This window comes from Streptomyces durocortorensis, assembly GCF_016901035.1.
Classification (GTDB): Bacteria; Actinomycetota; Actinomycetes; order Streptomycetales; family Streptomycetaceae; genus Streptomyces; species Streptomyces durocortorensis.
Genome location: NZ_JAFEUF010000069.1, coordinates 19,442 through 31,597 on the forward strand (window position 1 = coordinate 19,442; position 12,156 = coordinate 31,597).

The 12,156-nt window shown below is 73.8% G+C and carries 10 protein-coding genes and 2 pseudogenes; 3 read left to right on the forward strand and 9 right to left on the reverse strand.

The window, feature by feature from the left end; genetic code table 11:
• Nucleotides 1–8 precede the first annotated feature (8 nt).
• Both JS521_RS15840 and JS521_RS15845 read right to left on the reverse strand, forming a co-directional pair.
• Nucleotides 9–374, reverse strand: coding sequence for an SCO4225 family membrane protein (locus tag JS521_RS15840; protein ID WP_205083632.1), 366 nt, complete (start codon nt 372–374; stop codon nt 9–11).
• A 106-nt stretch (nt 375–480) separates the two neighbouring features.
• Entirely contained in the window at nt 481–1,611 is a 1,131-nt protein-coding gene (locus JS521_RS15845; RefSeq protein WP_205083633.1) for an MFS transporter, read from the reverse strand.
• 239 nt (nt 1,612–1,850) lie between these two features.
• Here JS521_RS15845 and JS521_RS15850 point away from each other — a divergent pair, with 239 nt between their 5' ends.
• Both JS521_RS15850 and JS521_RS15855 read left to right on the forward strand, forming a co-directional pair.
• Entirely contained in the window at nt 1,851–3,065 is a 1,215-nt protein-coding gene (locus tag JS521_RS15850; RefSeq protein ID WP_030587299.1) for an ROK family protein, read from the forward strand.
• Between the two features lie 155 nt (nt 3,066–3,220).
• Nucleotides 3,221–3,499: pseudogene (locus tag JS521_RS15855) on the forward strand (SHOCT domain-containing protein); the annotation flags it as partial.
• Here JS521_RS15855 and JS521_RS15860 read toward each other — a convergent pair.
• Nucleotides 3,493–3,990 (reverse strand): annotated as a pseudogene (locus JS521_RS15860) (ATP-binding protein); the annotation flags it as partial. The pseudogenes JS521_RS15855 and JS521_RS15860 overlap by 7 nt on opposite strands.
• Nucleotides 3,991–4,315: 325 nt before the next feature.
• Nucleotides 4,316–4,633, reverse strand: a complete 318-nt coding sequence (locus JS521_RS15865) for a hypothetical protein (protein WP_006122602.1) — start codon at nt 4,631–4,633, stop codon at nt 4,316–4,318.
• A 236-nt stretch (nt 4,634–4,869) separates the two neighbouring features.
• Between JS521_RS15865 and cds1 the strand changes: the two genes are divergently transcribed.
• Nucleotides 4,870–6,003, forward strand: coding sequence for an L-cysteine desulfhydrase Cds1 (gene cds1, locus JS521_RS15870; RefSeq protein ID WP_205083634.1), 1,134 nt, complete (start codon nt 4,870–4,872; stop codon nt 6,001–6,003).
• A gap of 19 nt (nt 6,004–6,022) precedes the next feature.
• Here cds1 and JS521_RS15875 read toward each other — a convergent pair whose 3' ends face one another.
• The 5 genes from JS521_RS15875 to JS521_RS15895 all read right to left on the reverse strand — a co-directional run bounded on the left by JS521_RS15875 (nt 6,023) and on the right by JS521_RS15895 (nt 11,904).
• Nucleotides 6,023–6,502: an SRPBCC family protein gene (locus JS521_RS15875; protein ID WP_205083635.1), complete on the reverse strand. Its 480-nt coding sequence runs from the start codon at nt 6,500–6,502 to the stop codon at nt 6,023–6,025.
• A 121-nt stretch (nt 6,503–6,623) separates the two neighbouring features.
• Nucleotides 6,624–8,213: an SDR family oxidoreductase gene (locus tag JS521_RS15880; RefSeq protein WP_205083636.1), complete on the reverse strand. Its 1,590-nt coding sequence runs from the start codon at nt 8,211–8,213 to the stop codon at nt 6,624–6,626.
• A gap of 170 nt (nt 8,214–8,383) precedes the next feature.
• Entirely contained in the window at nt 8,384–10,402 is a 2,019-nt protein-coding gene (locus JS521_RS15885; RefSeq protein WP_205083637.1) for a hypothetical protein, read from the reverse strand.
• A 137-nt stretch (nt 10,403–10,539) separates the two neighbouring features.
• Entirely contained in the window at nt 10,540–10,992 is a 453-nt protein-coding gene (locus JS521_RS15890; protein WP_205083638.1) for an SRPBCC family protein, read from the reverse strand.
• 51 nt (nt 10,993–11,043) lie between these two features.
• Nucleotides 11,044–11,904, reverse strand: a complete 861-nt coding sequence (locus JS521_RS15895) for a DeoR/GlpR family DNA-binding transcription regulator (RefSeq protein ID WP_205083639.1) — start codon at nt 11,902–11,904, stop codon at nt 11,044–11,046.
• Between the last annotated feature and the right edge of the window lie 252 nt (nt 11,905–12,156).

The following is a 12,156-nucleotide window of genomic DNA, read 5'->3' on the forward strand; positions in this document are numbered from 1 at the left end:
TCGGGCCTTCAGACGCCCTGCGGGTGCGCGGATCCGGCCGAACCGGCCCGGCGCACCAGGCGGACGAACCAGCCCAGGGCCAGCGACTGCACGAGGACCGAGACCACCAGGCCGAGCACCAGGAACCACGTGGGCCCGCCGGCCTCGGCGCCCGCCAGGGAGCCGCCGACGAAGAACAGGAAGACGGTCGGGGCGGCGAGGAGGAAGAGCCAGACGCCGGAGAACGAGGCGTCCTCGTGGGCGACGAACAGGGTGTCCACGGCGAAGAACAGCGTCGCCGCGAGCACCAGCCCGAGATAGATCAGGGATGCGCGGTTGCCGAAGGTCAGGCGGACCAGGGTGTTCAGGTGCGGGTGGCCGGTCAGCCGCTTCATGAGGTGCTCCCTTGCTCGGTCGGGGTTCGGTCGAGGCCTCCATCGTGCGACCGGGGAGCGGGTCCTGCCTGAGTACGGCTACTCAATCGACCGTGTGTGCGGGTGATCAGGTGTGCGCGTCCGTCGTCGCGTTGCGGGCCCCGTAGCCCAGGGCGGCGGCCGCCGCTGCCAGCAGGGCGACCGTCGTCAGGGCCAGCGGCAGCGAGAACCAGTCGGCGAGGAAGCCGATCGCGGGCGGGCCGAGCAGCATGCCGCCGTAGCCGAGCGTCGAGGCGGCGGCGACTCCGCTGGGCCCGGCCAGTTCGCCCGCGCGCCCCACGGCGACCGGGAAGATGTTGGCGAGGCCGAGCCCGGTGACCGCGAAGCCGGCCAGGGCGAGCCATGTGGTCGGGGCCAGCGAGCCCAGCAGCATCCCCGCCGCGGCCGTCGCCCCGCCGAGGGTCAGGGTGCGGGTCTGGCCGAGCCGTTCCAGGAGCATGGTCCCGGTCAGCCGGCCCGCCGTCATCGTCAGGGCGAACAGCGCGTATCCGGCGGCGGCGAGCCCCGGGTGCGCTCCCAGGTCCTGTTCCAGGTGCAGGGCGCCCCAGTCGGCGAGCGCCCCCTCCCCGTACGCCGTGCACAGGGCGATCACGCCGAAGAGCACGACGATCCGGCGAGCCCGGGGAGAGAGCCGCTGCTTGGGCTGCTGCGGGTCGAGAGCCTCCGGGGCGGCGGGGACGGGGCGGTGGCGCAGCAGGGAGGGTCCGGCGAACGCGGTGACGAGCAGTCCGATCCCGGCCAGCAGGAACAGGTGGGTGGAGGCGGAGAGACCGCCCGCCACCAGGCCGCCGAGCCCGGCGCCGACCATCCCGCCCAGGCTGAACGCCGCGTGGAAGCTCGGCATCACCGGTCGGCGCAGGGCGGCGACCAGGTCGACGGCGGCGCTGTTCATCGCCACGTTCATCCCGCCGTACGCCGCGCCGAACACCAGCAGTACGAGGCCGAGGGAGAGCGCCGAGTGGGTCTGGGCGGGAAGCGCGATGCTCAGGGGGAGCAGGACGCCGCAGACCACGGTGACGGCGTGGCTGCCGTACCGACGGCAGAGCCGGCCGGTGAGCATCATGGTGATCACCGCGCCGGCGGAGACGCCGAGCAGGGCGAGGCCGAGGGTGGAGGCGGAGGCTCCGGTCTGCTGCTTGATGGCCGGGATACGGACCACCCAGCCGGCGAAGAGGAACCCGTCGAGGGCGAAGAACACGGTCAGCGCGGTACGGAGGCGGGCCGACGAGGATGGGGCGGTGTCTCCGCCAGGTCCCCCCGGTAGGGCCGTCCGCAGTTTGTTTAGTTGCGGCACAAACTCAGCATAGAGGCGCTCCGGCGGCGGGCGCAACACCGCCGCACACCGCTCGTTCCGGAGGCGCCGACCTGGCCGGAAGGGGATCCCCGGACCGGCCCTGGGCGTCCGGGGAGCCTCCGGATCATGGGAGACTCGCCCCCATGAACGGCAAGGCGACCACCACCCGGACGAAGTTGGAGAGGGGCCGCAGTGCGCTCGGGCCCGCACTGGAACTGGTGCACACCGGACGCGCCCCCACCCGGGCCGTCCTCACCTCCGAACTCGGCGTCACCCGCGCCACCGCCGGGGCGGTCGCCGCGGAACTTGAGGCGCTCGGGCTGATCCGGGTCGACTCCAGCCCCGGGTCGGCGGCCGGCTCCCAGGGCCGCCCCTCGCACCGGCTGTCCGTCCTGGAGACCGGCCCCGTCGTCCTCGCCGCCCAGGTGCACGCCGACGGCTTCCGGGCCGCGCTCGTCGGGCTCGGCGGCCGGATCGTCGCCACCTCGCCGGGGTGCGTCGCGGTGATGGCCGACCCCGCGCAGGTGCTCGGCGAGGTCGTGGAGGCGGGGGCGGAGCTGCTCCGGGCGAGCGGGCTGCGCTGCGTCGGGGCCGGGCTCGCCGTGCCCTCCGCGGTCGCCGAGCCGGAGGGGACCGCCCTCAACCCGCTGCACATCGCCTGGCCCGCGGGCTCCCCGGTCCGCGACATCTTCGCCGCCTGCGTACGCCGGGCGGGCATCACCGGACCCGCGTTCACCGGCAACGACGTCAACCTCACCGCCCTGGCCGAGCACCGGCACGGCGCGGGCCGCGGCGCCCAGCACCTCCTCTGCGTGGCCACCGGGCACCGGGGCGTCGGCGGGGCCCTCGTGCTCGACGGCCGCCTGCACAGCGGGAGTTCGGGCCTCGCGCTGGAGGTGGGCCATCTCACGGTGAACCCCGAGGGGCGGCCCTGCCACTGCGGCGGACGCGGCTGCCTCGACGTGGAGACCGACCCGCTGGCCTTCCTCACCACCGCCCGCCGCGAACCGGGCCCCGAGGAGTCCCTCCTCAAGCAGGCCGGGAACCTGCTCCGGACGGAGTACGGCGACCCGGCGGTGCGGCAGGCCGCCGAGGCACTGATCGACCGCCTGGGCCTGGGACTGGCCGGGCTGGTCAACATCCTCAACCCCGACCGCATCATCCTCGGCGGCCTCCACCGCGACCTGCTGGAGGCGGACCCGGAGCGGCTGCGCGCGGTCGTCGCCGACCGGAGCCTGTGGGGGCGCAGCGGCAGTGTGCCGATCCTGCCGTGCACCCTGGCCCACAACAGCCTGGTGGGCGCCGCCGAACTGGCCTGGCAGCCGGTCCTCGACGACCCCCTCGCCGCGCTGGCCTGATCGGCTGCCGGGCGGATGTCGCGCGGGGAGGCGTGCTCCCGCCGCAGTACGCACACGGCCGTCTCGCGTACGACGCCCCCGAGCACCTCATCGCGGCAGGCTCGAAAGCGACCGGACAGGCATCACGCCATCCGCGAACGAGGGAGCTGACCGAGATGAACATCCTGGCGCACACCGGCGGACCCGGACCCTGGGTCCTGCTCTTCCCGCTCTTCTGGGCGGCGGTCGTCATCGGAATGGTCACCCTGTTGCGCCGCACCGTGTGGCGCGGCCGAAAGGGGCCATGGACGGCCGCCCGCACTCCGCAGGGTGCCCCCGGACCGTCCTCGCCGATCGCCCTGCTCGGCCGCCGCTTCGCGGCGGGTGAGATCGACGAGGACGAATACTGGCGCCGACTGTCCGTGCTGGACGAGCAGTTCGGCCGGTCCGCGGGCGCGGCCACGATGTCGTCGGGTGTGATGGTCACGGCCCCGAACGGCCCGTCGGTCATCGACCCGTACACCGCGAGCGGTGGCAGGGTCGAGGCGGCGGAGGCCGCGGGCAGGGTGAACCAGACGGCCTTCCCGGCCGAGCCGATCGGCCGCACGCCCCAGCTCTCGCTGACGGCGGCGATCAGGGCCAGACCCCTGCCCGACGTGGCGAACGAGTCCGCCTCGTTCACCGTGGGCAGACGCGGGTCGTGGTCGTGGACGGAGACCGTCAGACGGTCGAGCAGCAGCTCGATGTCGACGGTGCATGACTTGTCCGGCTGTGCGTGCCGGTGAACGTTGGTGAGAAGCTCGGTGACGCCCAGGGCCGCCTGGTCGATCAGAGGATCGAGATGCCAGTAGCGCAGTTGCGCCGAAATGATTCTGCGGACCTGACCGATCCGCGACGGCAGGGCCTGGAGCTCCACCGTGCAGTGCCTGCTTGGCTCGCTGATCACGGCTGCGACTCCCCGAAATAGGTCCGGAAGAAGAGAAGAGATACGAACGGGGCCGGCGGACGACTGACTGCCGAATCCGCTCTGCTCTTGTCGTGTCTGCTCGTGTCGCGCGACCCGGTCCGTGGAGCGGATCGCTCTGTCACCGAGGGTGCACCTTCAGTGACGTGGATCCAGCGTGGCCCAGGGGATACGGCTCCGCAACTCGCGGCGGAGCCCGACGGGCCGGAGACCGGACGCCGCGTGCGTACCGGCAGGCCCGGGAACGAGCCTGCCGGCGTCCGTGCCGAAGGGCGGGAACCGGCCGACCGCCGTCCGTACCCCCAGATCAGTCCCGGCGGCCGCGCGCACTGCGCAACGTCTCCAGGAAACGCCGCAGCGGAGCCGCCCCGTCCCGTCTGCGGTTGCGCTGCCCCATCGTCAACCGGTAGCGCACCCCGTTCACCCGTGCGATGACGGAATCCGCCGCGATGAACCACCACTTGCGTGCGCTGACCGTGCCCACCGGGGCGCTGTCGATCTCCCGCCCGTTGCTCGTGAGGAGGGACAGCCGGCCGTCCTTCACCACCACCTGACCAGCCCTGGTCAGCGACCTGGTGAACCGCTCGATCCTGACCCCCGACGCACTGAACTCGACGTCCGCCATCGCGGATTCGCCCCCCTTCGTCACTACTCCTGCTGTTGCAGTGTGCCCGGACGCGGGCCGGACCGCCAGAGGGCCGGGAAGCTCCCCGCGCGGCCGCTCGCACCCCCCCGTCACAGCCGTCCCGCAGACGGTGGTCAAAGGCATCGCTATGGGCCATCAAAGTGACCGTTTGTGCAGGTGGGGTGCCTATCGTGGAGGGGCGAGCACCGGATCGACGACCCAACAGGAGCAGGCCCATGGAGACCAGTGACAACACAGTCGGGGGCGGGGCCAGGGCGACCGTGGACGTCGACCGCAGCGACCCGGAGTACCGGGCCTGGCTGAAGGAGGCCGTCCGCAAGGTTCAGGCCGACGCGAACCGCTCCGCCGACACCCACCTGCTGCGCTTCCCGCTGCCCGAGGCGTGGGGCATCGACCTGTACCTCAAGGACGAGTCCACGCACCCCACGGGCAGCCTCAAGCACCGCCTGGCCCGCTCGCTCTTCCTCTACGGGCTCTGCAACGGCTGGATCCGGCCCGGCAAGCCCGTCATCGAGGCGTCCAGCGGTTCGACCGCCGTGTCGGAGGCGTACTTCGCCAAGCTCATCGGCGTCCCGTTCATCGCCGTGATGCCCCGCACCACCAGCCCCGAGAAGTGCCGCCTCATCGAATTCCACGGCGGGCAGTGCCACTTCGTGGACGACTCGCGCACCATGTACGAACAGTCCGCGGCGCTCGCCGCCGAGACCGGCGGGCACTACATGGACCAGTTCACCTACGCGGAGCGCGCCACCGACTGGCGCGGCAACAACAACATCGCGGAGTCGATCTACCAGCAGCTGCGCCTGGAGCGCTACCCGGAACCGGCCTGGATCGTCGCCACCGCCGGGACCGGCGGCACCTCGGCGACCATCGCCCGCTACGTCCACTACCTCCAGCACGACACCCGCATCTGCGTGCCGGACCCGGAGAACTCCTGCTTCTTCGACGGCTGGACCCACCACGACCCGGACGCCACCAGCGACCGCGGCTCGCGCATCGAGGGCATCGGCCGCCCGCGTATGGAACCCAGCTTCGTGCCCGGCGCCATCGACCGCATGATGAAGGTGCCCGACGCCGCCAGCGTCGCCGCCGTCCGCGCCCTGGAGCGGGCCATCGGCCGGAAGGCGGGCGGCTCCACCGGCACCGGGCTGTGGAGCGCGTTCAAGCTGATCGCCGAGATGGTGGAGCGCGGTGAGCAGGGCAGCGTCGTCACCCTGCTGTGCGACCCGGGCGACCGCTACCTGGACAAGTACTACTCCGACTCCTGGCTGGAGGAACAGGGCCTGGACATCGCCCCGTACGCCGCCGCCATCGACGCCTTCCTCGCCACCGGGACCTGGCCCTGCTGAGAGCCCGCGTCCGGTCCGCTCAGGGCGTCGTCGTCGCCAGCCGCGCGTCCAGGCGGCGCACGGCGTCCCGGAAGGACCGGCCCACCCCGGCCCGGCCCAGGCTCAGCACGAGGCGGAACAGCCCCGTCCCGTCGGCGGCGAACGTCCACTGCACCCGTGTCCCGGACCCCTCCGGGGTGAGCCGCCACTCCTCCAGCAGGGCCCGCAGACCGGGTGCGTTGGTCTCGTCGACCCGGTAGGCATAGCACGTGCCCGGCTCGGCGGCGACGATCGTCTCGCGGAAGTGGACCCCGCCCCGCAGCCGCACCTCCCGGCCCGCGCCCGCATCGGTGGGTGTGGCCCGGGTGACGGCGGTGAACCAGGACGGCCAGGACGCGACATCGTCGGCGAGCGCGCGGTACACCACGTCGGGCGGCGCGGAAACCTCGGCGGCGAACACCAGCCGCATCGGCGCGGAGTCGGCGAACTCCCGTCCCACGGTACGGAGTCGGCGTGCCATCGTGTGCACCTCCTGGCGGTCCGCGGTCGCGGTGTTGCGTCTGTGGAGCGCACACCCCAGGGTGCGCCCGGCGGATCCGGGCCGGGTCCACGACGCCGGGCACACCCTAGCGGCCCGACCGTCAGTTGTCTGTACCACTGTCGGCAACTGCCGCGCGCCCCCTGTCGGCCACCGGTCCGCGCCGCTTCTCCTCGGCCGCCGCCGCCTCGGCGATGTTGCGCGCCATCCCGCCGAAGACCACCGAGTGGAAGGGCCACACGCTCCACCAGTACGCGTGTCCGAACAGCCCGCGCGGATGGAACAGCGCGCGCTGCCCGTACACCGTCCGGCCTCGCTCGTCGCGGCGCACCGACAGCTCCAGCCAGGCCAGGCCCGGCACCCGCATCTCGGCCCGCAGCCGCAGCAGTTCGCCCGGCAGGATCTCCTCCACCCGCCAGAAGTCCAGCGAGTCGCCCACCCGCAGATGCTGGGCGTCCCGCCGGCCGCGCCGCAGGCCCACCCCGCCGACGAGCCGGTCGAGCCAGCCCCGTACCGCCCAGGCCAGCGGGAAGGAGTACCAGCCGTTCTCCCCGCCGATGCCCTCGATCACCCGCCACAGCGCCTCGGGCCCGACCGGAACGGCCATCTCCCGCTCGTCGCGGTAGAGGCTGCCGCCCGCCCAGTCCGGGTCGGTGGGCAGCGGGTCACTCGGAGCGCCCGGCACCGCCGCGTTGGACCAGCGGGTGTCGACCCTCGCCTCCTGGATCCGCTGCAGCGCCAGCCGCAGCGCCCGGTCGAAGCCGATCATCCCGTCCGGCGGATCGGGGACGTACTCCTTGATGTCGTGCTCCCGGCAGACCACCTCGTGGCGCAGCGACTCCGTGAGCGGCCGTGCGATCGAGCTGGGCACCGGGGTGACCAGCCCGACCCAGCGGCTGGAGAGCGTCGGGGTGAGCACCGGAACCGGCAGGATGACGCGCGGCCGCAGCCCCGCCACCGCCGCGTAGCGCTGCATCATGTCCCGGTACGTCATGACGTCCGGGCCCCCGATGTCGAAGGCCCGGTTCACCCCGGCCGGCAGCGCGGCGCATCCCACCAGGTAGCGGATCACGTCCCGTACGGCCACCGGCTGGATCCGGGTCCGTACCCAGCTCGGGGTGACCATCACCGGCAGCCGCTCCGTGAGATACCGCAGCATCTCGAACGAGGCGGACCCCGAGCCGATGACGATCGCCGCGCGCAGCACCGCCGTCGGCACCTTGGAGGACAGCAGGATGTGCCCCACCTCGGCCCGTGAACGCAGGTGCGGCGACAGGTCCTTCTCCGGCACCCCCGCCGGAGTCAGCCCGCCCAGATACACGATCCGGCGCACCCCCGCCGCCCGCGCCTGCTCCCCGAAAGTGCGGGCCGCCTCGCGGTCGGTCCTCTCGAAGTCGGAGCCGGTGCCGAGCGCGTGCACCAGGTAGTACGCCACATCGACGCCCCGCATCGCCTCCGCCAGGGAGTCGGCGTCGGTGACATCGCCGCGCACCACCTCGACCCGGTCCGCCCACGGGTAGTCGCGGAGCTTCTGCGGGGTTCTGGCCAGGGCGCGCACCCGGTACCCGGCATCGAGCAGGGCGGGCACCAGCCGGCCGCCGATGTAACCGGTGGCCCCGGTCACCAGGCAGCGCGGAGCGGAGTCGTCGGGGTGTCCTGTGCTGTCGCCGGGGCCGTTCTCAAGATCCGTCACCTGTCCCAGTGTGGCACCGGAAGGCCCCCGGGACCGGTCGAGGACTCCGTACGGCGGCATCGACCTCATCGGTACGGTGACGGCCCCCGGTCCAGGCTTCCGGTCCCGTCCTCCTGTCCCGGCCCCCGGTCCCGGCCCCTTGCTCCCCGGCCTCAGGCCCTCGCGCCGGCTCAGTGCACCGCCGTGAGCGTCCCGCCCTCGCGCAGCGACGCCGTCAGCTCGACCTCGGCGTCCCGGGGTGCCCGCACCGCGAACGTCGGCCCGCCCGCCGCGCCCCGGACCTCCCCGGTCGCCCGGATGCCGGTCACCGCCCGGCTGCCCGCACCCAGCACGTACCACCGGCCGGAGTCGGCCCTCCAGTGGGTGCCCGCCAGGACGTGCTGCCCGAACTTGCTGCACAGGGCCGTGTCGTCACGGTCGGCGACCACCGCGGCCGGGTCCGTGGGGGAGGCGGCGGGCGCGAGGAACTGCACCAGGACCCGGCCGGGCCCCCGCCAGGTGTCGGCCCGGGTGCACACCCAGTCGGCCGACGTGCCGCCCTCGGGGAGCTTCTGCTCCGCGAAGGCCCAGTTGTTGACCGACCGTACGCCGGAGCCCGACAGGGACCGCAGGGAGCACGCCGTGCGCGCCCAGGCGAGCAGCGCGTCGGGCCCCGTCGCCTCGCGCGGCTGGCGGGCTGGCGTGCCCCGGCCGGGCTTCGGCATGTACGTCAGATGCGCGGGGGCCAGCTCCCCCAGGTCCGTCAGCAGGAACGCGTGCTTCTCCACGATCCGCTCGGAGGAGCGCAACTGGACCACCGGCCAGGCGTCGCACGCGCCGCCCGCGCCGGGCCGGGGCACCGCGGCGGTCACCCCGTCCGGGCCCACCTCCAGCGGCCGTCCGGGCGTGTCGGGCGCAAGCAGGTCCCGGGTGGTGGACTCCGCGATCCAGGGTGCGAGCAGGAACCGCGCACTGTCGGCCGTACGGCTGACGACGACCGCCGCACCCGTCGTCACGTCCGCGTCGTCGGTGCGGGCGAAGTCGAGCGCCGCCCCGCCGGAGCCGGACAGCGGTTCCGCGTAGCGCACCACCCGGTCGGCGCTGTCGTGGAACAGCACCACGGCCGCCCCGTCCACCTCGTCGGCGAACAGCAGCTGGGGCGGCCCGGCGGGCGGCACCGCCGCCGTGCCCGGGGTGGTGGAGACCCGGACCGACTCCGGCGGCTCGGCCCAGGCCCGCAGCGCCCGGCCCAGCAGTGCGTCGTCGTCCGTGCGCCCGCCCCTGGCCGGCCAGGCGGTGAAGTCGACGCGCGAGGTGTCCGCCCACCGCTCCGCCGCCGTCCGCGTCAGCTCCGCAGGATCGAGCACCGGCGCGAGCACGCCCGCGGGGGACCGGTCCTCGCCCGGGCCGTTCGTCCCCTGCTCGACGGCGGCCGCCAGGCCCCCCGCCACCACGCACAGCGCCGCGGCCACCGCCGCCGCCCGCACCCGGTGCCTGCGCCGCAGCAGGTCGCTCGGGCGGGTCTGGACCGTGCACGGGTCGAACTCGCCGGACCTGAGCATCGCCTGCGCCCCGGCCCGGTCCGGCCGCCCCAGCCGGGCCGCCCGGCGCACCGCACCCGAAGGGTCCGCCACCACTGCTTCGGCCAGCAGCTCCCGGACCCCGGACTCGTCGAGCCCTTCCAGCAGTTGCAGCGCGAATGCCGCCCGGACCGGCCCGTCCACCGCCGACAGCGCCCGGTCCAGGGCCAGTTCGTCGACGCCGCCCGCCCGGGGGAAGAGCCGCAGCCCCCACACCACCGGCAGGGCCGGACGCAGCGCGGCCGGCGCCGGGAGCCGCCCGGGCCACCAGCGGGGCCGCCGTTCGTGGGCCAGCGCCGCCCGCAGCACCCGCAGCCGCACCCACCCGTACGCCGGGTGGGCGGGGATCCGGTCCTTCGAGGCGCCCTCCGTGCCCGTCGGAGGGCCGGTCCGGCGGGACTGGGCCGGAACGCGCGGGCCCGACGCCTTGCTCCCGGCGGCGGGCAGGGCCCGCTGGACGACGGAGTGGGCGGTCAGGACCCGGCGGTGCCGGCCGAGCGCCGGCGGCAGGACGACATAGGCCAGTCGAACCAGGCGCGGGTAGTGCTCCACGAGGGCGGCCTCGGCCTGCTGCACGCCCGTGCGGTCGCTCTGTACGTCGGTCCGCTGCTGCGGTTGATGGATCGGCATGGAATCGGTGCCTTCCGGGGCCGTGGCGGGGGTGTCATACCGACAAACGAGTCAATCGTGTGACGGTCACATCACCCGTACGCGGCGCGTGTGCTCCCCACCCGGGCGGGCCCGCTCGTGCAGGCCCGCACCCGGCCTCACCCGTGCGCGTCGCCGGGGGAGGCGAGCAGGGCGTCCAGGACCTTGCCGAACATCCGCCGCCCGGCGGAGGCGAGCAGCGGGTCACCGAACCGGGGAACCAGCCTCACCCGCAGCTCCTCGACCCAGACCACATGGGAACCGGAATCCGTGGGCAGCACGTCGATCGAGGCCCGGCCCAGCACCACGGAGCCCCGCTTCTCCAGTCGGCAGACCCCGGCCCGGCCCCCGGCGGGCGGCGTCCACCGCACCACTTCCATCGGGTCGTCGAACGCCAGCGGGCCCAGTCCCGTACGGGCCACGAAGACCGTGCCGAGCTGCGAGGGAAGCCCGGTCGGAACGGAGATCGCGGTCAACGGCACCTGCGCGGCGTGCCGTTCCCAGTCGGTCACCCGACGCCAGGCCTCGGCTGCGGGGAGAGGGGAGAAGCGCTCGATCCGGAAGACGGCCACAGCCCGATCCTAGGGCCTGTCCCGCACACCGCGAGCCGAGCGGAACCCGCGTCAGCCCTCGGTGGTGGGCGCGGCGTCGGCGGTCTCGGCCGGAGCGTCGCCCGCCACCAGCAGACCCGGCAGATGCTCCTCGATCTCCGCACGCAGCTCCGGAGCCAGGCCCGCGTCCGTGACGAACGTGTCGACCTCCTCCAGCGCGGCGAAGGAACTCAGGCCCACCGTGCCCCACTTGGTGTGGTCGGCCACGACCACGATCCGGCGCGCCGCCCGGACGAAACGGCGGTTGGTCTCCGCCTCCGCGAGATTGGGCGTCGAGAGCCCGGCCTCGGCCGAGATCCCGTGCACGCCGAGGAACAGCACATCGAAGTGGAGGGAGTCGATGGCCCGGTCCGCGACCGGCCCGACCAGCGAGTCCGAGGGGGTGCGCACCCCGCCGGTCAGCACCACCGTCGCCGCCCCGGGCCGCGCGCCGCGCCCCCCGGCCGGGCGCTGCGCGTCGTGGAACACGTCGGCCACCCGCACCGAGTTGGTCACCACCGTCAGATCCGGCACGTCCAGCAGATGCCGGGCCAGCGCGAACGTCGTCGTCCCGCCCGAGAGCGCGATCGCGCTGCCGGGCACCGCCAGCGCCGCCGCCGCCCGCGCGATGTCCTCCTTGGCGCTCAGCTCCAGCGCCGACTTCGCCTCGAACCCGGGCTCGTGCGTACTCGCCTCGACGACCGGGACCGCACCGCCGTGGACCTTCTCGATGACGCCCTGGCGGGCCAGCGCGTCCAGATCCCGGCGGATCGTCATGTCGGAGACGTTCAGCTTGCGGGTCAGCTCGTTGACCCGGACCCCACCACGCCTGCGCACCTCGTCGAGGATCAGCGCACGGCGCTGCTCCGCGAGGAGGTTCTGATTCTCGCTCAACGCCGGGTCCGGTCCTTCCCTCTGCCGTACGGTCCGCAGCCCTCGCCGCGGCACGCCCATCCTGCCACGCACGCATGTCCCGCGTATCACCTGGGGAGATTCCGTAAGACCGCTCACACACCCGCGCCGCGCCCGGAATTCTGGGTCCGGGCCACCGGCGGGCGTCACGCCCGGAGCCCTCCGGCCCCCCGGACCCGCTCCATCCGCTCCAGCTGTAACTAATACAAAAATCCCAGCCCACGCAACAAGAAA